Genomic DNA, 21,718 nt, shown 5'->3' with positions numbered 1-21,718 from the left:
GTATTGAACAAAAATATCACCATCCCAATTTTGTTATCTATATTATACCATATTAACGCGGTGAAAAGTTAAAGTAATTAGATAAAATAATAGGCTGCCGAGGTTTCTCGACAGCCTGACCACCCGTTATCACGGGTGGTTTTTATTATTCAGTTTTGCCATGATAGCTGTTTAGGATTTGCGAATAAAATATATATTCGTGTCGAGGATAAAAAGTATAACGTAGTACAGAAGAACTAGAAAAGACCATAACAACACAGGCGTATGGAAATCAGGCGAGCATAGTGCTTTAACTAGAAATGTAATTATTTAGCATGAACTCATGTGTAAAGGGAATTCGGTTGGTGGTTATATAAGTTAATAACATGATATCAATGAACATATTTGACTTAATGGCATATTTATCCATTATTTTAGTTAAAATATACTAATTTCTGCAACTTTCGTCATATTTATATTAAATCTATGTTAATATGAAATTATTCGCTACTTTTATCCTAAGATATTTCTAAATTTCAACATTTTTTTGCCTGTTAGGAAATTGGTTCTATGGATATTTTCGTTTTATAAGAATAATAGGTTAATAGGAGGACGATATGAAAAAGGCATTTTTACCTAGTGTTTGCTTTGCTGTTTTATCTACAGTTGCGTATGAAGAAACAGTACTCGCTGCTCAACATGAGACTTTAGTTAGTGAGAACTCTCAAAATACGTCAATTAAATATGTAGACATTGATGAAGGATTTCTAAATTTGCGAGAAAGTGCAACGACAACAGCTAAAGTCATTGCTACTCTAATTAAAGATACGGAAGTCGTCGTTTATTCTGAAGCAAATGGATGGTCGAAAGTAAAAGTTAATGGGAAAGTTGGTTTTGTAAGTTCACAATATTTATCTCCTACTAAGGCAAATGGAACTGAAGAATCCGTTAAGACGAATAATCCAGTAATAAAATATGTAAAGATAAACAGTGGCACACTAAACCTTCGTGCGAATACGTCAACTAGTTCACAAGTTATTACGACATTAAAAAATGGAACGGCAGTAACGGTCCTATCTGAAGCAAATGGATGGTCAAAGGTAAAGGTAGCAGGTAAAGAAGGGTATGTCAGCTCAAAATACATAGTATCAAATGAAAGCAATAATAGTACAAACACAAAAGTAAGTACAAGCACTAACACATCATCGAATACCGAAACAAAATATGTGAATGTAAGCAGCGGTTCTTTGAATTTACGCGCGAGCAATTCAACAAGCTCGAGTGTACTAGCTACCTTAAAAAAAGGAACAGCCGTAACGGTAATTTCCGAAGCAAATGGATGGTCAAAGGTAAAGGTAGCAGGGAAAGAGGGCTATGTAAGTACGAAATACCTTTCATCGAATAAAGAACAAAATGGCGACACAACCAATACGAATACAAACCCAAATACAGTAAAGAATGAAACAAAGTATGTCAATGTAAGCAGTGGATCATTAAACTTACGTGCAAGTAATTCAACAAGCTCGAGTGTACTAGCTACCTTAAAAAAAGGAACAGCCGTAACGGTCATTTCCGAAGCAAATGGATGGTCAAAGGTAAAGGTAGCGGGGAAAGAGGGCTATGTAAGTACGAAATACCTTTCATCGAATAAAGAACAAAATGGCGACACAACCAATACGAATACAAACCCAAATACAGCAAAGAATGAAACAAAGTATGTCAATGTAAGCAGTGGATCATTGAACTTACGTGCAAGTAATTCAACAAGCTCGAGTGTACTAGCATCGTTAAAAAAGGGAACAGCCGTAACGGTCATTTCCGAAGCAAATGGATGGTCAAAGGTAAAAGTAGCAGGGAAAGAAGGCTATGTAAGTACGAAATACCTTTCATCGAATAAAGAACAAAATGGCAACACAACCAATCCAGATACAAATACACAAACAACAACGAAATATGTCAATGTAAGCAGTGGATCATTGAACTTACGTGCAAGTAATTCAACAAGTTCGAGTGTACTAGCATCGTTGAAAAATGGAACAGCTGTAACGGTAATTTCTGAAGCAAATGGATGGTCAAAGGTAAAGGTAGCAGGAAAAGAGGGCTACGTCAGTACAAAATATTTAAAATCGAAAGAAACAGACACTAGTAACTCAGGTAACTCATCTAATTCACCAGTCGCGACTACACAATATGTAAATGTGAGTAGTGGATCGCTAAATATGAGAAAAGGCCCATCAACAACCTCTTCCATTATTTTTAAACTCGCAAAGGGGAAGGAAGTAAAGGTCTATTCGATAACGAATGGCTGGGCAAAGATTGAGGCGTTTGGTCAAATCGGATATGTAAGTAGTCAATACCTTTCAGCATCAAAGCCAGGTACTGGGGATAATGGAGATTCATCATCGACAACAACAAAATATGTTGAAGTGAGTGAAAACTCTGCTTTAAATGTTAGACAATCACCTTCAACTAATGCGAAGGTAATTACAAAATTAACTAATGGAACGAAGGTAGTTGTATATTCGGAGTCAAACGGCTGGGCAAAAATAAAGGTAAATAATATAGAGGGGTATGTTAGTTCACAATTTCTTAGAACAACAGCACCAATTTCTAAGCCAGATACTCCAAAAGAAGAAGAAAAAACGGAAGTCATGTATGTAAATGTTTCTTTAGGTTCAAGTTTAAATATGCGCACTAGTGCTTCAACATCATCCTCGATTATTGTGAAGCTTCCGAGAGGACTAGAGGTAACTGTACATTCGATTCAGAATGGCTGGGCGAAAATTGAAGCATATGGAAAAGTGGGATATGTAAGTGCTGATTATATTTCAAAAACAAAACCAACTTCCAGCATAGATACAGAAGTCCCGAATGACAACAATGGAGGATCACAACCCGAGACTCCAGCCGAAAATGAAGGGATCATTAAATATGTCGATGTAATGGTCGGTTCGACGTTAAATATGCGTTCAAGTGCATCGACATCAGCATCGATTATAGCAAAACTGCCAAGAGGTACAATTGTAACGGTTTATTCTGAGGAAAATAATTGGGCGAAGGTATCAGCGAATGGAAAAACAGGGTATGTAAGTTCTGAATATCTCACTTCAAAGGAACCATATAATCCAGGTACACCTAATGGGGATGCTGAAAAAATAACAGAATCATATGATATTACTTTGGAAGATATGACGAATATTCAAATGAAGGCAAATCCACAGACTGATAAAAAGTATAATACATACATAAGAGAAGATGCCTTAACTTTAACTAGTTCGACATCAGGTACAGTAAAAGGGAGCGGTTGGAATGTACGTGGTGGCGCAGGAACGAATCATTGGGTAGTTGGAACAGTAAATAAGGGTGAAAATTTGCAAATCATCTCGAAAGTACTAGGTTCAGATGGTTATTATTGGTATCAAGTTAACTATAATAAGTCTTGGGTAAATGCTAGCCCTGAAGATGTAAGTTATTTCCTTAACCCTTCTAATTTCCTAAATACAACTGTCGATTCACTACAATTCCTTAAACTATCTGTAACTGCTAATTTAGATGCTAATGAAGTGAATAATAAAATTCTAGCGGGGAAAGGCATTCTTGCAGGGAAAGCAGATGCGTTTATCTCTGCTGCGGAAAAATATAATGTAAATGAGCTTTATTTAATTTCTCATGCACTACTTGAAACAGGAAATGGAACTTCTGAGCTGGCTACAGGAGTTATGGTTAACGGAAAGACTGTTTATAATATGTATGGAATTGGTGCATATGATGGAACAGCATTATCAAGTGGTGCTCAATATGCTTATAATGCAGGTTGGTTTACTCCGGAAGCAGCCATTATCGGTGGAGCGAAGTTTATTGCGCAAGGCTATATAAGTGCTGGACAGGATACTTTGTATAAAATGAGATGGAATCCTGCTGCAGCTGTGAAAAATGGCTATGCCACTCATCAGTATGCAACAGATATTGGCTGGGCAGCAAAACAGGTTTCGCAAATTTATAATTTATATAGTTTATTAGACTCATATAAATTAGTATTAGAAATACCGCAGTATAAATCAAAAAAATAAAAGAAATCCTTTTTGAGGATAAATGAAAAAGCAGCAACATGAATGAAGTGTTGCTGCTTCTTCTTCGAGAAAATCAATTGATTATCCCTTTCGTAAACGGAAAACTAAGTCTTCATCAGGAGTAACAAAAATTGTTTGCTGATTTTCGTAAATGACATATCCAGGCTTTGCACCATTTGGCTTTTTTACATGTCTGATAGCGGTATAATCAACAGGTACGGAGCTTGAGTTTCTTGCTTTACTAAAATATGCAGCGATATTTGCCGCTTCTAAAATAGTTTCATTAGAAGGACTTTTACTGCGGATAACAACATGTGAGCCTGGAATATCTTTCGTATGGAACCATAAATCATCCCTTGCTGCAAGCTTGTTTGTTAAATATTCATTTTGTTTATTGTTTTTGCCAACTAAAATTTCAGTACCATCACTTGCAACATATTGTTCGATAATCGGTTTTATGTTTTTTTTCTTTTTCGTGCCTCGCGATTGACGTGGCTTTAAATAGCCGCCCTCAATTAGCTCTTCTCTAATTTCTTCAATATCTCTTGGTGATGCTGATTCAAGTTGTTGAATAATCCGTTCAAAATAGTCAATTTCATCATTGGCGATTGAAATTTGCTCCTGGACGACTTCAACAGAATTTTTTGCTTTTTGGTATTTAGAGAAATATTTTTGCGCGTTTTCGGATGGAGATTTTTGAACATCTAACGGAATGATAACAGTGCTTCCCGACTCATCATAATAATTGATAACCTCAGCTGTTTTATCACCCTTCTTAATCGAATAGAGATTTGCAGTTAATAATTCTCCGAAAAGCTGATATTGATTTGCCTTTTCAGCTTGGTCAAGAGTAGCTTCTAGTTTTTTGATTTTCTTTTCATTTTTTTTCTTTTCATTAATAATAAACCGTTCTAAATCATTCCCTTGTTGTTTAACACGGTCACGCTCCGCTTTACCATAATAGTAACGATCTAACAATTCAGAAATCGTTGTGAACGTTTTTGTTTCAGATGTTTCGATGTGAGTTAACCTCATCATATAAAATAGCTCTTTTTTATCATGATAATAAATGCTTGGGAGGATATTCTCCTCTTTTAGCTCAGCAATCATCGCTAAAAAGGTGCTTGGAAGTGTTTTTCGGTTCACTAAGCCTGAACGATAAAGAGCCTCTTTCGCAAATAAAGGTGAAATTCCCGCAAACTGTTCCACAAGCTGCTTATCCAATTTACCAGAGTTAAAATCGAGCTTTTTTAATACAGTTTCTTCATCTGCTTCAAACGGATTTACCTTTCCTTGGCTTGGCGGTAAAACGTATTGGTGGCCGGGAAGAACAGTTCGATGTCTGTTAACAGCTGGAGATAAATGTTTGATACTATCCAATATCATGTCCTTTTCCTTGTCAACGAGAATAATATTACTATGTCTCCCCATAATTTCAATCATTAGCCGTTTTTCCGTAATATCACCTAACTCATTTCTGCTTTTTATGTCAAAAATAATGATTCTTTCCATGTCAAGTTGTTCAATATTTTCAATGATTCCACCCTCTAAATGTTTTCTAAGTAGCATGCAAAACATTGGAGGCTCACTTGGGTTATCATAGGCTTCATTTGTTAAATGAATTCTTGCATAGCTTGGGTGTGCCGAAAGAAATAAACGATGGTTTTTTCCACCTGATCTTATTTGAAAAATAAGATCATATTTATAGGGTTGATGTATTTTTGTCACTTTCCCATTTAAAAGTGAATTTTTTAATTCCTTTGTAATTGCATATGTAAACAAACCATCAAATGACATTTCTTACAGTCTCCTTTAAATAAATACCGTTAAATGTATTCAAACTTTTCTATTTGATTATAGCATGTTTTAGGACGAGTCTGAATAAGTTGTCTTATAGACAAGCAAGAAGGAGTGGAATGTTCTTCATATCTTCTGTTGTAAGTATCATTCTGTTTAAGGGGTGTGTAGGGAATAAATGAAATGGCATGAAATGAGAGCAGATGAAGTTACAAATGCAATTAATACTGATGTCGAATCGGGGTTAACGTCAAAGGAAGTGAAGCAGCGTGAGCAAAAATTTGGTCTTAATGAATTAAAAGAAGCTGAAAGACCGTCTGCAATATTATTATTTTTAAATCAATTTAAAGATTTTATGGTGCTCGTATTATTAGCAGCAACATTAATCTCAGGATTACTAGGAGAATACATTGATGCAATTGCAATTATTGCGATCGTCTTTGTAAATGGAATCCTTGGTTTTTTTCAGGAAAGAAAAGCTGAGAAATCTTTAGAGGCACTAAAAGAGCTTTCAGCACCTCAAGTAGTTGCACTACGAAATGGAGAATGGGTCAGAGTATTGTCAAAAGAATTAGTACCAGGAGATGTTGTTAAATTTACAAGTGGAGATCGCATTGGTGCTGATATGCGCCTGATTGAATCTAAGAGCTTAGAGGTTGAAGAATCTGCTTTGACTGGTGAATCTCTCCCAGTACAAAAGTCAATTCAACCGATTGTTGGTAAAGATGTTGGGATTGGCGATTTAACGAATATGGTATTCATGGGGACATTGGTTACTCGGGGCTCCGGAATCGGGGTTGTTGTTGGTACAGGCATGAATACAGCGATGGGGCAAATTGCCGATTTATTACAAAATGCAGAAACAATGGAAACACCACTGCAAAGACGGCTAGAACAGCTAGGGAAAATATTAATAGTAGTGGCATTATTATTGACGGTTCTTGTTGTTGGAATCGGTGTATTACAAGGTCATGACATCTATAATATGTTCTTAGCAGGTGTATCATTAGCAGTTGCAGCAATACCTGAAGGGCTACCGGCCATTGTAACGGTTGCACTATCACTAGGTGTACAGCGGATGATTAAACAAAATTCCATCGTTCGGAAGTTACCGGCTGTTGAAACATTAGGCTGTGCTTCAGTCATTTGTTCGGATAAAACAGGTACTATGACACAAAATAAAATGACTGTCACGCAAATTTGGTCAAGTGACAAAGTCTGGAATGTGAGCGGTACTGGCTACCATCCACATGGAGAATTCATGTATCGTGATAAGGAAATCGATGTTGCCAAAACGAAAACATTACAGCAAATTTTAACATTTGGTGCATTATGTAATAGTGCTGCCATTATGGAAAAAGACAACGATTATATTTTAGATGGTGATCCGACTGAAGGGGCATTATTAGTTGCTGCAATGAAGGCGGGTTTAAAAAAGGAAAATCTATATAGAAGCTTTGAAGTTGTCGAAGAGTTTCCATTCGATTCTGTCAGAAAAATGATGAGTGTTATCGTTAAAGATAAAAACGGTAAACGTTTTGTCGTAACAAAAGGTGCACCAGATGTTTTATTAGGTATATCGAAAAGTATTTTATGGAATGAAAGACAAGAGGGATTGACACGTGAGTACGAAGAGAAAGTAAAGGGAGCAATCGAATCTCTTGCTTCCCAGGCTTTGCGAACCATAGCGATCGCCTTTAAGCCGCTTTCCTCTACTGAGCGAATTGAAACGAGCTATGAAGCTGAGAAGGATTTAGTTTTCATAGGCTTACAAGGAATGATTGACCCTCCACGCCCAGAAGTAAAACAGGCTGTCAAGGAATGCCGTGATGCAGGAATAAAAACGGTTATGATAACTGGAGACCATGTTATAACCGCAAAGGCAATTGCGAAACAGCTAAATATTTTACCGACGAATGGGAAGGTTTTAGAGGGAAGAGAGCTATCCTCACTTTCCGTTGAGGAGCTAGAGGAAATTGTTGATGATGTGTATGTTTTTGCAAGAGTTTCACCAGAACATAAGCTAAAAATCGTTAAAGCATTACAAAATAAAGGACATATTGTGGCAATGACAGGTGATGGAGTAAATGATGCTCCTGCAATTAAGGCAGCTGATATTGGAATATCGATGGGGATAACTGGTACAGATGTTGCGAAAGAGGCCTCATCGCTTGTATTAGTTGACGATAATTTTGCTACTATTAAATCAGCTATTAAAGAAGGTAGAAATATCTATGAAAATATTAGAAAGTTTATCCGTTATTTACTTGCATCAAATGTAGGGGAAATCCTTGTAATGTTATTTGCGATGATTCTAGGCCTTCCACTACCACTCGTTCCGATTCAAATTTTATGGGTGAATCTCGTAACAGATGGACTGCCAGCAATGGCCTTAGGCTTAGACCAGCCAGAGGGAGATTTGATGAAGAGAAAACCGCGACATCCTAAAGAAGGTGTTTTTTCGAGAGGGCTCGGCTGGAAGGTTGTCTCTAGGGGGTTTTTAATAGGGATTGTGACATTAGCTGCATTTATGATCGTGTATTATCGCAATCCAAACGAGCTCGCATATGCTCAAACTGTTGCCTTTGCTACACTCGTTATGGCACAGCTTATCCATGTATTTGATTGTCGAAGCGAAAAATCTATCTTTGAGAGAAATCCGTTTGAAAATATGTATCTAATTGGTGCAGTCGTTTCTTCCATTTTGTTAATGCTCGTCGTCATTTATTATCCACCGTTACAGCCGATATTCCATACGATCCCAATTTTATTAAGAGATTGGCTATTAATTTTAGGAATGTCTGCGATCCCAACTTTTTTATTAGCGGGGTCACTTTTAACAAGAAAAACAGCATAATCTATGATATAATCCAAAAGGGGTGACCCAAAAGTCATCCCTTTTGGATTTTTTTGAACTATACTAGAATGATTTAACAGATTTTTGCGAATTTCACTGTCAAGAAAATACTATTTAATATAGCGATTCGAAAGCTCTTCTCAAACATAATTTTAGCTATTATATATAAATAAATCTTATTTTTATGATGATAATTTTGATTTCATCATTGTGATCGTTTAATGTAGTATTATTATATCAATAGATTGATAATCGTATTAGTGAGGGAAGTGTTGTAATCCGTTATGGTAGTTAGTATGACAGGCTATGGTCGTGCAACCGGTCAAGTTGACTCGATTTCAATGACGGTTGAAATGAAATCTGTGAATCACAGGTTTCTTGATATCGCACTAAAGATGCCGAAACAGCTTATCGTTTATGAAGATAAAATGAAGAAACTGATCAACCGCTTCATTCGAAGAGGAAGAGTAGAGGTTTATATCAATTTTGAAGGTGATACTTTTTTAGATAAATCCATTCAAGTTGACTGGGATCTCGTTTCTGAATATATTGATTCTTTGAACATGATGAAAAAACGTTATTCGCTACATGATGATGTAAAGCTTGAACATATTTTATCTTTAAAAGAAAGCATCGAAATAATTGAAAAACCTGTAATAAATCATTCAATTGAATCGGAGCTATTGCAAATTCTTGAAGAAGCAACAAGACAGCTAGCGGATATGCGAAAAGCGGAAGGTAATCAGCTCAAACTAGACTTGTTGAATCGACTTGAGCTAATGAAGAAGCTAACCATTGAATTAGAGGAATTGGCACCTAATGTTATTGAACAGTACCGTGAGCGAATAGAAAAGCGAATTTCGGAATTTATGCAAGGCAAAGTTGATGAACAGCGTATTTTAACCGAAGTAGCAATATTTGCTGAAAAAGCAGATATTAGTGAAGAAATAACAAGAATACATAGCCACATCCAACAATTTGCTGATACAATTCAAATAGATGAACCGATTGGGAGAAAGCTTGATTTTCTAGTACAAGAGCTAAACCGAGAAGTTAATACGATAGGATCTAAAGCAAATGATCAGTTGATAGCAAAAAATGTTGTCGAATTAAAAAGTATCATTGAAAAAGTAAAGGAACAAGTCCAAAATATTGAGTAAGCCTGAAAATTTGATTACAAACTGGCTTATCGGGCAAAAATAGTTTTGTCCTTCATTAGGGGGAGCATACATATGAGCATAAAATTAATTAATATCGGTTTTGGCAATATTGTTTCAGCCAACCGAATTATTTCAATTGTTAGCCCTGAATCAGCTCCAATAAAGAGAATTATTCAGGATGCAAGAGATAGAGGGATGTTAATTGATGCAACGTATGGCAGAAGAACGAGAGCAGTTGTTATAATGGATAGTGATCATATTATCCTTTCAGCTGTACAACCTGAAACAGTTGCACAAAGACTTTCAAATAAAGATGAGCTTTCAGATGAAGGGTAGGGTTTAAGCATTGATGAAAGAAAGAGGTTTACTTATCGTCTTATCAGGACCTTCAGGAGTTGGAAAAGGTACGGTAAGAAAGGAATTGTTCTCCCAAGAAGATACAAAATTTGAATATTCGATTTCCATGACTACGAGAAAACCTCGTGAAGGGGAAGTTGATGGTGTCGATTATTTCTTTAAAACAAGGGAAGAATTCGAAAAATTAATATCAGAAAACAAGCTCCTTGAATGGGCTGAATATGTTGGGAATTACTATGGAACACCAGTAGATTATGTTGAGAAAACACTAAGTGAAGGTAAAGATGTATTTCTTGAAATTGAAGTACAAGGTGCATTACAAGTTCGAAATGCCTTTCCGGAGGGGCTGTTTATTTTCTTAAGTCCTCCAAGCTTAAATGAGCTGAAAAATCGCATCGTAACAAGAGGAACTGAGTCCGAAGAGCTGATTAATAATCGCATGAAAGTGGCGAAGGAAGAAATTGTTATGATGGATGCATATGATTATGTTGTTGAAAATGATGATGTTTTGTTAGCATGTGAAAGAATAAAGGCCATTGTTACGGCAGAGCATTGTCGACGTGAGCGCGTCGCACCACGCTATAAAAAAATTTTGGAGGTTGAATAAATGTTATACCCATCAATTGATGTTTTAATGAATAAATTGGATTCAAAATATACACTTGTAACTGTTGCTGCAAAGCGTGCACGAGAAATGCAGGAGTTAAGTGACCAACAAATTGCTAAGCCAGTATCTCATAAATATGTTGGGAAAGCTTTAGAGGAAATTAACGCAGGCCTGTTAAATTACCAAAGAAATGAAAAATAATATGCGGTGAAGGCTGTCTTTTAAAGGGGCTAACTCTTTTAGAGGCAGCCCCTTTTTTTCTTTGGCTGTTTTCGGAAATTTGTTGCTTTTTAATTTCCTTGTAGAGTGCTCACTATCATAGGGAGATGGTGAGAAAACAGATCCTCTGTATCCAATAGGAGTTTCATCTACACTACAGGCAACTTTAGAACATGGTACTTTCTTTTTACTATTTCTTGGTCAATCCTTAAGCAAAATAGACAATATAGGAATGGGAAGAATGATATACTAATCAATATTAAAATGTACACGATAGGAGTTTTATGAAACCATTAATGGGATAAATAACAACGATAAATGGGGGGAATTGAATGGTTACAGGAAAAAAAATCTTATTATGTGTTAGCGGAGGAATAGCGGTCTATAAAGCTGTAGCCTTAACGAGTAAATTAGTACAAGCTGGTGCTGAGGTAAGGGTAATCATGACCAAATCTGCTATGGAATTTGTCACACCATTAACCTTTCAAACTCTTTCTAGAAATGAGGTTTATTTTGATACCTTTGATGAAAAAAATCCTCAAGTAATCGCTCATATTGATTTAGCTGATTGGGCAGATTTAGTTCTTGTTGCTCCTGCTACTGCTAATACGATCGGAAAATTGGCTAATGGGATTGCTGATAATATGCTGACAACTACACTAATGGCAACAAAGGCAACAGTTTGGATTGCCCCTGCCATGAATGTACATATGTATGAGCATCCAGCAGTACAAGAGAATATTCAAACGCTATATCAATTTGGCTATCGGTTTATTGAACCGAGCGAAGGCTTTCTTGCATGTGGTTATGTTGGCAAAGGAAGACTTGAGGAGCCGGAGAAAATCGTTGAATTACTTGTGAACCATTTCGAAAAAATCGAATCTGGAAGTCCTTTTCACAATGTGAAAATGATTGTAACTGCAGGACCAACGAGAGAAAAAATTGACCCGGTTCGATTCTTTTCAAATCATTCAACAGGGAAAATGGGGTATGCCATTGCAGAAGAAGCAGCGAAATTAGGGGCAAATGTCACGTTGATCACAGGACCTACTGCGATAGCACCTCCAGAAACCGTTACAACTGTTCGCATTGAAACTGCTCAGGAAATGTATGATGAAGTACTGAAAAGGTATAATGACGCGGATGTCGTGATAAAATCAGCAGCTGTTGCTGATTACAGACCTGCAAAGGAATATTCGCAAAAAATGAAAAAACAGTCTACTAAGTTAGTCATCGAAATGGAACGCACAAATGATATTTTAAAAGAATTAGGCAGACAAAAAACTCATCAATTACTAGTTGGCTTTGCAGCTGAAACGAATAATCTTGAAGAATATGCAAAGAAAAAAATTGAAACGAAAAACTTAGATTTAATCGTAGCAAACAATATCCTATCAAAAGGAGCCGGTTTTGGAACTGATACAAACATTGTGACAATGATTGATCGGGAATTAAATAAAACAGAGCTGCCTTTAATGTCGAAAACACAGGTTGCAAAAAAATTGTTAGATAAAGTGCATTTGCTTTTAAGGGAGCGCGGATAAAAATGAAATATGCGAGTGTTATCGTAGATGTCCCTGCTATGCAAACTGATCGTGCGTTTGATTATAAAGTTCCTGAAGAATGGCAGAAGCTTGTCAAGCCTGGTATGAGAGTCATCGTGCCATTTGGGCCGCGAAAGGTTCAAGGGTTTATTATTCAATTGAAGGATCATTCAGATTATAAGAGGTTAAAATCGATCACAGAATTGGTCGATTTAACACCTTGTTTAACAAATGAACTTTTACAACTAGGACAATGGTTAACCGAAACGACACTCTGCTTTAAGATTTCTGCTTTTCAAGCAATGTTACCTGCAGCAATGAAGGCGAAATATGAAAAAGTACTAGGATTATTGACAAATGATGTTGGAGTCCTCCCTGAATCGATTAGACCCTTTTTTGAGAAGAGGCATCACGTTGATTTAAAAGAAATACAAGATGTTGTGCCTCTAAGTGAAATTCAAAAGGAAATGAATAAAGGCCATTTGGAAATGATTTATCAAGTCAAACAGAAAACAAATAGGAAAACGATAAAAGTTATTAAATGTGGTGAATCCTTTTCTAAATTGACTAAAATGTTAGCTGAAATTCCTGCAAATGCAAAAAAGCAAATTGAAATTGTTGAATATTTTATTAAAAATAAGATAAGCGAAATTCCTTTACATGTCTTATTATCGGAAACAGGTACATCTGATGCTTCTGTTAAATCACTCATCACAAAAGGTTTTCTTTTTGAAGAAATGAAAGAGGTTTATCGTGATCCTTATGAGGATCGACATTTTGAAAAAACATTGCCATTAGCTTTGAACAAGGAACAGAAGGATGCGATTGATCCGATTATTCATTCAATAAAAGAAAATCATCATGATGTTTTTCTTATGTATGGAGTGACAGGAAGTGGGAAAACAGAAGTATATCTTCAGTCAATTGAAGAAGTATTAAAGGTGGGAAAGGAAGCCATTGTCCTCGTCCCGGAAATTTCACTTACCCCGCAAATGGTCCATCGTTTTAAAGGTCGCTTTGGTTCAAAAGTGGCTGTCCTCCATAGTGGATTATCTACAGGTGAAAAATATGATGAATGGCGAAAAATTCAGCGGAAAGAAGTTCAACTCGTTGTTGGTGCACGATCGGCAATCTTTGCACCATTTGAAAACTTAGGTATGGTTATTATTGACGAAGAGCATGAATCAAGCTATAAGCAGGAGGAAAACCCTAGGTATCATGCAAGAGATGTCGCAATTTACCGTGCAAAATTGCATAATTGTCCTGTTGTTTTAGGCAGTGCTACACCTACATTGGAATCATTTGCCCGATCCAAGAAAGGTGTCTATAAGCTTCTTACATTGAAAGAGCGAGTAAATAAAAGAGAAATGCCAAAAGTTGAAATTATTGATATGAGAGAGGAATTAAGAAGCGGAAACCGTTCGATGTTTTCTCGGTCATTACTGGAAAAATTAACAGACAGATTGCAAAAAGGTGAGCAATCCGTTTTGCTTTTAAATAAAAGAGGGTATTCATCGTTTGTCATGTGTCGTGATTGTGGCTATGTTAATGGCTGTCCGCATTGTGATATCTCCTTAACCTATCACCGCCGTGGTCAACAATTAAAGTGTCATTATTGTGGCTATGAAGAAGTGATGCCTAGTAGATGTCCTGAATGTAATAGTGAGCATATTCGATTTTTCGGAACCGGGACTCAGAAGGTTGAAGAAGAGCTTGTTAAAGTATTACCCGAAGCAAGAGTGATTAGAATGGATGTGGATACGACCGGTAAAAAGGGTGCGCATGAAAAATTATTAACTAAATTCGGGCAAAAACAAGCAGATATTTTGTTAGGAACGCAAATGATTGCTAAGGGATTAGATTTTCCAGATGTCACATTAGTTGGTGTACTTACGGCAGATACAATGCTTAATTTACCGGATTTCCGGGCATCAGAGAAAACGTTTCAGCTTCTTACTCAAGTAAGCGGTAGAGCTGGTAGACATGAGCTCCCAGGTGAAGTAGTCATTCAAACATACACACCAGAGCATTATAGTATTGAGCTAGCGAGTCAATATGACTATGATGCGTTTTATTTACAAGAGATGCACTTGAGGAAAAGTCATGATTATCCACCCTATTTTTATATCGTGCTTCTTACAATCTCGCATCCTGATATCACAAAGGTTGTTTCAGTTACAGAAGAAATCGCCATTTTTTTACGAAGAAATTTAGGGAATGAAACGAGAATCCTTGGTCCTGTCGCTTCGCCGATCCCGCGTATCAAAGATAGATATCGATACCAATGCATGGTAAAATACAAACGAGAAAAAAACCTGCATGAAACACTTCAAAAAATATTAGAGCATTATCAACAAGAAATGAGTTCAAATGATTTAATGATTTCAATAGATTTAAGTCCTAATACATTAATGTAAATGTGAAAAATGATAGTTTGGAGGAATACGTTTGACTGTTAAACCAATTGTAATGTATCCAGCAGAAGTATTAGAACAGCCATGTGAAAAGGTGACAGTCTTTGATCGGAAATTAGCAAAGCTGCTAGGTGATATGTACGATACGATGATTGAGTATGATGGTGTTGGACTAGCTGCACCACAAATAGGGATATCAAAGCAAATTGCTATTGTAGATATAGATGATCACCATGGAACGATTGAATTAATCAATCCGACAATCATCGATTCAAGAGGGAAACAAACTGACCCTGAAGGATGCTTAAGTTTTCCAGGAATTTTTGGTGAAGTGACTAGAGCGAACTATGTAAAGGTTCGGACGTTCAATCGTAAAGGAAAAGTGAAATTTATCGAAGCAGAAGGCTTTCTTGCAAGAGCAATTCAACATGAAATCGACCATTTAAATGGAGTATTATTTACCTCTAAAGTAGAGAAATACATCGAGGAAGATGAGTTAGAACAATCGGAAGGATGAATGTAATGACAAAAATCGTGTTTATGGGAACTCCGGATTTTTCCGTACCTATTTTAAAAAATCTTGTCGCTGAAGGCTATAATATAGTAGGGGTTGTAACCCAACCAGATCGCCCTAAAGGTCGAAAAAAAACGTTAACACCACCACCTGTAAAAGTCGAGGCAGAAAAGCATGGTCTAAAAGTGCTGCAGCCTGAGAAAATCCGCAATGAAGTAGAAGAAGTTCTAGCATTAAATCCGGATCTTATCGTAACAGCTGCTTTTGGACAAATTTTACCAAAAGAATTGTTAGAAGCTCCGAAATATGGCTGTATAAATGTCCATGCATCCCTTTTACCTGAATTAAGAGGAGGAGCACCAATTCATTATTCTATCCTCCAAGGGAAAGATAAAACAGGTATTACGATCATGTATATGGCAGAAAAGCTAGATGCAGGTGATATTCTTACCCAAGTGGAGGTTGAGATTACAGAAAGAGATACAGTTGGTAGTCTCCATGATAAATTAAGTGTTGCAGGAGTTAAGCTTCTTTCAGAGACTTTGCCAATGCTTTTAGAAGGAAAAATAACTCCGCAAAAGCAGGATGAAAGCAAAGCAACCTTTGCATCAAATATTAAGAGAGAGCAAGAAAAAGTAGATTGGTCAAAAACTGGTGAGGAAATTTACAATCAAATTAGAGGGCTTAATCCGTGGCCAGGAGCTTTCACTAATTTAAACAACTCACTATTGAAATTGTGGTGGGGAGAGAAAGTACAAGTAAATCATCAGGAAGTCCCTGGTACAGTCATAAATGTTGAAGAGGATGGTTTCGTTGTCGCAACAGGAAACAATGTTGCAATCAAAATAATCGAGCTTCAGCCTTCTGGGAAAAAGAAAATGAATGGAGAAGATTTCTTAAGAGGGACAACTATATCCGTAGGAGATATTTTAGGCGATGAAACAGAAAAACCAACTAAATAGTGTAAGAGATGTAGCAGTTGAAATATTACTTCAAATAGAAAAGAATCAAGCGTATAGTAATTTGTTATTAAACACGATGATTAAAAAGCATAAAGTAAATGAAAAAGATATCGGGCTTCTTACTGAAATCGTTTATGGTACGATACAACGACGAGATACTCTTGATTATTTTTTAGCTAACTATATAAAAAAAGCAAAAAAGCTTGAACTTTGGGTGAAAATTCTCCTTAGAGTTTCACTTTATCAAATGGTCTACCTTGACAGAGTACCTGATCGTGCAGTACTTTACGAGGCAGTTGAAATCGCTAAAAAACGAGGGCATAAAGGGATCGCCTCTTTAGTTAATGGGGTTTTACGTTCAATTCAACGAGAAGGCTTACCGGATCTGAATGAAATTTCTAATGAAAATGAACGATTGGCGATAAGAACAAGCCATCCTTTATGGTTAGTAGATAAATGGGTGAAGCAATTTGGTTTTTCCGAGACGGAAAAGATGTGTGAAGCGAATTTAATTCCTCCATCACAAACGGCACGGGTAAATCAAATGAAGGTAGGAGTCAATGATTTAATTGAACAATTAAACGCAAACGATATTCCTGTAGAACGTGGTGACTTATCTGAAGATGCTATTAAAGGCTTAAAAGGAAATCTTGCGTTAACTGAAGCCTTTACAGAAGGAAACTTGACAATCCAGGATGAAAGCTCGATGCTTGTTGCAAGAGCGTTAAATCCTCAACCTGGTGAATTGATTTTAGATGCTTGTGCAGCACCAGGAGGAAAATCAACCCATATTGCTGAAAGAATGCAAGGAAGTGGAATCGTCCACTCATTGGATTTACATGAGCATAAGGTTAAGCTTATTAAACAACAAGCTGATCGACTTGGCCTTAACAATATTCAAGCTGAAGCGTTAGATAGTAGGAAAGCTAGGGAAAGATTTCAGCCTGAAAGCATTGATCGGATATTAGTTGATGCACCATGTTCTGGTTTCGGTGTACTTCGGAGAAAGCCTGATATTAAATATACGAAAACTAGAGAGGATATCGAAAGGCTTGCTAAATTGCAGTTGGAAATTTTACAAGAAGTTGCCCCTTTATTAAAAAAGGGTGGTGTGTTAGTTTATAGTACATGTACGATAGATAAGGAAGAAAATTCAGATGTTGTTGAAGCATTTTTAGCAAATCATCAAGAATTTAGTCGTGTTGAATCTGTTAATGCGTATTTACCTGAAAAAATTCGTCCATATATAAATAAGGGTGAGGTTCAAATCCTTCCACATTATTTTGGCACCGATGGGTTTTATATCGCAAGTTTACGAAAGAAGGGTTAATAATGGAACAAATGAAAAAAGCAAGGGCGAAAAAGGCAGAAATAAATAGTAAACCATCCATATATTCATTGGAGCTGCATGAATTAGAGGCGTGGTTGACAGAAAATGGTGAAAAATCATTTAGAGCTAATCAAATTTTTGATTGGCTTTACACAAAACGTGTTTCAAGCTTTGACGATATGTCAAATTTATCGAAAAATTTAAGAGAGCTATTAAATGAAAAATTCACTTTAACAACGTTGAATACGTTAATTCAACAAACATCTAAAGATGGAACAATTAAATTTTTATTTGAGCTTCATGATGGATATTCAATTGAAACGGTTTTAATGAGACACGATTATGGTAATTCTGTATGTGTAACGACTCAAGTAGGTTGTCGAATTGGTTGTACATTTTGTGCATCTACTTTAGGAGGATTAAAACGTAATTTAGAAGCAGGAGAAATCGTTGCTCAGGTCGTAAAAGTACAACAGGCACTTGATGAATTAGGAGAACGAGTTAGTCATATCGTCATCATGGGGATCGGTGAACCATTTGATAATTATGATGAAATGATGTCATTTCTAAAGATTGTCAACCATGATAAAGGTCTAAACATCGGTGCTCGCCATATTACTGTTTCAACTAGTGGTATTATTCCAAAGATTTATAAATTTGCGGATGAACAATTACAAATTAACTTTGCGATTTCGTTACATGCACCAAATACTGAATTACGTTCAAAACTAATGCCGATAAATAGAGCGTATAAGTTGCCTGATCTAATGGAAGCTGTCAAATATTATGTAAATAAAACAGGTCGACGTATAAGCTTTGAATATGGACTATTTGGTGGCGAAAATGATCAGGTTGAGCATGCTGAGGAATTAGCTAAATTGGTAAAAGGGATCAAATGTCATATTAATTTAATTCCGGTTAACTATGTTCCTGAAAGAAATTATGTACGGACTCCAAAAGAACAAATTAAGTTATTTGAAGATACGTTAAAAAAACATGGTGTTAATGTTACAACTAGAAGAGAGCAAGGCCATGATATTGATGCAGCATGTGGACAACTTCGAGCTAAGGAGCGCAAAGAGGAGACGAGGTGACCAAGGTGGAAACTTTTTATTTGTCAGATAGGGGAAAAGTAAGACAACATAATGAAGATGCTGTTGGTGTTTTTAAGAGTGATGCAGGTATTTTAGCCATTGTCGCAGATGGTATGGGAGGGCATTTGGCTGGTGATATCGCTAGTCAAATGACCATTTCTACATTTAAAGGCTTATGGGAGCAAGTTGAACGTATTGAAAGCCCAAATGCTGCGGAAGAGTGGCTTACAAAATCTGTAGATGAAGTGAATAAAGCGGTGTATGAACATTCATTAACTAATCCAGATTGTCAAGGAATGGGAACAACGATAGTTGGAGCCATTGTGACTAACGATTTTGTTACAATTGGACATATCGGTGATAGTCGTTGTTATCTATTAAACAAGACTGGATTTAAACAAATTACACAAGATCACTCATTAGTTAATGAATTAGTAAAGTCGGGACAAATAACGAGAGAGGATGCAGAACATCATCCCCGTAAAAATGTCTTACTCCGTGCGTTAGGTACCGAACAATCAGTTGAATTAGACCTTTCAACAATTGATTTTGAACAAGATGATATCCTTCTTATTTGCTCTGATGGTTTATCTAATAAAGTAACTGATCAAGAATTACAATCTGAACTTTCAAACGCTCTTACCCTTCCTGAAATTGGGAATAACCTTGTGAACATGGCTAATGAAAATGGTGGGGAAGATAATATTTCATTAGTGCTAGTGAAAATGACGGCAAATCATGAATTAGGTGAAGAGCCTTGTTAATTGGTAAACGTATTAGTGGTCGTTATAAAATTCTAGAAGTAATAGGCGGGGGGGGAATGGCAAATGTCTATCTAGCCCGTGATATGATTCTAGAAAGAGAAGTTGCGATGAAAGTTCTTCGTTTTGATTTTTCCAATGATGATGAATTTATTAAAAGATTTAGACGAGAAGCCCAATCAACAACAAGCTTAGCACATCCTAATATTGTAAGCATTTATGATGTGGGTGAGGAAGATGGAATCTATTATATCGTCATGGAATATGTTGAGGGGCAAACCTTAAAGCAATACATACAACAATTTTCACCGGTTAATCCAAGAAGAGCTGTTCATATCATGACGCAAATTGTTTCGGCAATTCAACACGCACATGATAATCATATTATTCATCGTGATATTAAGCCACACAATATTCTTATCGATCACGAGGGAAATGTAAAAGTTACAGATTTCGGAATTGCAACAGCGCTTAGCTCTACTACGATTACACAAACAAACTCTGTTTTAGGCTCTGTCCACTATTTGTCACCAGAACAGGCAAGAGGTGGGCTGGCAAATAAAAAATCAGACATTTATTCAATAGGTATCGTTCTCTTTGAACTATTAACAGGACGTTTGCCATTTGATGGTGAATCGGCCATTTCGATCGCATTGAAACATTTACAGTCTGCTACTCCTTCTGCTAGACGCTGGAATCCAAATGTTCCACAAAGCTTAGAAAATGTCATTTTGAAGGCAACTGCTAAGGATCCTTTCCATCGTTACCATTCAGCAGAGGAAATGGAAAAAGATTTAGAGACTGTCTTTGATGTTAATAGGTTGTCCGAAGAAAGATTTACTATACCTGATGATGACGAAGCGACAAAAGCAATACCAATTATTACGAAAGAAAATCTTCATGAGCATAAAATTGACGATACAATCATCCATTCACCTGTAGGTAACCAAGAGGATGAACAAAATCAAGAAAAAATAAATTCTAAAAAGAAAAAAGCCAAAAAAGATAAACCAAAAAAGAAAAAGAGTAAGCTAGCAATTTTTATCATTACAACTTTTCTAGTATTGATAGCTGCAGGTGTTGCAGCATTGACGATTGTTCCTTCACTGCTGTTACCAAAAGATATTGAAGTTCCAGATGTTTCAGGGAAAACATATGAAGAAGCAGTTGAAATTTTAACTGAGAAAAAATTTGAAATCGGTGATCCTGTGCTAATGACTGATGAAGAAATCGAAGAGGGGGATGTTATTAAAACAGACCCAGCAGCATCAGTCGTAACAAAAGAAGGAGCAACGATTATCATTTATAAAAGTACTGGAAAGGAAAAAATCGTACTTGATGATTATGTAGGAAGAAATATCGACAGAGTGAAATCAATTTTAGAGCTAAAGGGATTAAAAATTGATGTGAAAGAAGAGTCGAGTGAAACCGAATCAGCAGGGACGATCCTAACGCAGTCTCCTGAGGTTGGAGATGAAATTATCCCTTCAGAAGATACGCTGTACTTAACAGTTAGCTCTGGGCCAAAGTTAGTAAAAATAGAAGAATTAGCAGGGAAAAGTAAGGAAGAAGTAGCAGAATATGCTGGAACACATGGTTTTCAACTAAGTGAGTCTGAGGAATATTCAGAAGACGTTGAAAAAGGTCACGTTATTTCACAGCTACCTAAAGCCGGGAGTGAGGTAATACCTAAAGAAACGACGTTACAACTGGTTTATTCACTTGGACCAGAAGAAAAGCCTGCAAAAAAAGTTACAAAAACGGTTGATATTCCATATAATCCTCAAGAAGAAGGACAGGAGCTAGAGGTTATCATTAATATAGATGATGCTGAACATACATTCACTGAAGCATATGATACCTTTAAAATAACTGGTCCAGAGGTACGGAATTTAGAGTTTACAATTGAGCCTGGAGAAGAAGCCTATTATCAGATTATTATTGATAATAAGGTAGTCAAATCAGAAGGTGTCAAATATCCAGAGGATTAACAATGCTTAAGCTAGGACAAAAGGTAACGATATGAGATGAAAAAGCTGGAAGGAGGTTATTC

Annotated in this window: 15 protein-coding genes; 14 read left to right on the top strand and 1 reads right to left on the bottom strand. The window is 36.4% G+C overall.

Annotated elements, in window-relative coordinates; all coding sequences use genetic code 11:
- Positions 1-596 precede the first annotated feature (596 nt).
- A complete protein-coding gene (locus ACTJJ9_RS08705) occupies positions 597-4,049 on the top strand; it encodes an SH3 domain-containing protein (protein ID WP_440768589.1) in 3,453 nt (1,150 codons plus the stop codon).
- 81 nt (positions 4,050-4,130) lie between these two features.
- On the opposite strand, the gene ACTJJ9_RS08700 is transcribed toward ACTJJ9_RS08705, so the two are convergent.
- Positions 4,131-5,846, bottom strand: a complete 1,716-nt coding sequence (locus tag ACTJJ9_RS08700; protein ID WP_145580899.1) for an NFACT RNA binding domain-containing protein — start codon at positions 5,844-5,846, stop codon at positions 4,131-4,133.
- 178 nt (positions 5,847-6,024) lie between these two features.
- Between ACTJJ9_RS08700 and ACTJJ9_RS08695 the strand changes: the two genes are divergently transcribed.
- The 13 genes from ACTJJ9_RS08695 to pknB all read left to right on the top strand — a co-directional run bounded on the left by ACTJJ9_RS08695 (position 6,025) and on the right by pknB (position 21,656).
- Entirely contained in the window at positions 6,025-8,703 is a 2,679-nt protein-coding gene (locus ACTJJ9_RS08695) for a calcium-translocating P-type ATPase, SERCA-type (RefSeq protein WP_145580900.1), read from the top strand.
- Between the two features lie 284 nt (positions 8,704-8,987).
- Positions 8,988-9,863, top strand: a complete 876-nt coding sequence (locus tag ACTJJ9_RS08690) for a YicC/YloC family endoribonuclease (protein ID WP_145580901.1) — start codon at positions 8,988-8,990, stop codon at positions 9,861-9,863.
- A gap of 72 nt (positions 9,864-9,935) precedes the next feature.
- Positions 9,936-10,199, top strand: coding sequence for an extracellular matrix/biofilm regulator RemA (gene remA, locus ACTJJ9_RS08685; RefSeq protein WP_026559405.1), 264 nt, complete (start codon positions 9,936-9,938; stop codon positions 10,197-10,199).
- Between the two features lie 13 nt (positions 10,200-10,212).
- Positions 10,213-10,827, top strand: a complete 615-nt coding sequence (gmk, locus tag ACTJJ9_RS08680; RefSeq protein WP_095298778.1) for a guanylate kinase — start codon at positions 10,213-10,215, stop codon at positions 10,825-10,827.
- Positions 10,828-11,028, top strand: coding sequence for a DNA-directed RNA polymerase subunit omega (rpoZ, locus tag ACTJJ9_RS08675; protein WP_145580902.1), 201 nt, complete (start codon positions 10,828-10,830; stop codon positions 11,026-11,028).
- Positions 11,029-11,378: 350 nt separating this feature from the next.
- Positions 11,379-12,590 (top strand): bifunctional phosphopantothenoylcysteine decarboxylase/phosphopantothenate--cysteine ligase CoaBC, encoded by a 1,212-nt coding sequence (gene coaBC, locus ACTJJ9_RS08670; protein ID WP_145580903.1) that lies wholly within the window; start codon positions 11,379-11,381, stop codon positions 12,588-12,590.
- A gap of 2 nt (positions 12,591-12,592) precedes the next feature.
- Positions 12,593-15,007: a primosomal protein N' gene (gene priA / locus ACTJJ9_RS08665; RefSeq protein ID WP_145580904.1), complete on the top strand. Its 2,415-nt coding sequence runs from the start codon at positions 12,593-12,595 to the stop codon at positions 15,005-15,007.
- Positions 15,008-15,038: 31 nt separating this feature from the next.
- Complete coding sequence (gene def / locus ACTJJ9_RS08660; protein WP_095298770.1) at positions 15,039-15,521, top strand: peptide deformylase; 483 nt, start codon at positions 15,039-15,041, stop codon at positions 15,519-15,521.
- A 5-nt stretch (positions 15,522-15,526) separates the two neighbouring features.
- Positions 15,527-16,480: a methionyl-tRNA formyltransferase gene (gene fmt, locus ACTJJ9_RS08655; protein ID WP_440768588.1), complete on the top strand. Its 954-nt coding sequence runs from the start codon at positions 15,527-15,529 to the stop codon at positions 16,478-16,480.
- Positions 16,455-17,810 (top strand): 16S rRNA (cytosine(967)-C(5))-methyltransferase RsmB, encoded by a 1,356-nt coding sequence (rsmB, locus tag ACTJJ9_RS08650; RefSeq protein WP_412963163.1) that lies wholly within the window; start codon positions 16,455-16,457, stop codon positions 17,808-17,810. Before fmt ends, rsmB begins: the two co-directional genes overlap by 26 nt.
- A 2-nt stretch (positions 17,811-17,812) precedes the next feature.
- Positions 17,813-18,904, top strand: coding sequence for a 23S rRNA (adenine(2503)-C(2))-methyltransferase RlmN (gene rlmN / locus ACTJJ9_RS08645; RefSeq protein WP_095298766.1), 1,092 nt, complete (start codon positions 17,813-17,815; stop codon positions 18,902-18,904).
- 5 nt (positions 18,905-18,909) lie between these two features.
- Positions 18,910-19,668, top strand: coding sequence for a Stp1/IreP family PP2C-type Ser/Thr phosphatase (locus ACTJJ9_RS08640; RefSeq protein ID WP_095298788.1), 759 nt, complete (start codon positions 18,910-18,912; stop codon positions 19,666-19,668).
- Positions 19,662-21,656, top strand: coding sequence for a Stk1 family PASTA domain-containing Ser/Thr kinase (gene pknB, locus ACTJJ9_RS08635; RefSeq protein WP_440768587.1), 1,995 nt, complete (start codon positions 19,662-19,664; stop codon positions 21,654-21,656). Before ACTJJ9_RS08640 ends, pknB begins: the two co-directional genes overlap by 7 nt.
- Positions 21,657-21,718 lie beyond the last annotated feature (62 nt).

It is taken from the genome of Metabacillus sp. 22489, assembly GCF_052044855.1.
Lineage (GTDB): Bacteria > Bacillota > Bacilli > Bacillales > Bacillaceae > Metabacillus > Metabacillus niabensis.
The sequence above is the reverse complement of the archived record's forward strand: the minus strand, read 5'-3'. Positions and strand labels throughout refer to the sequence as shown.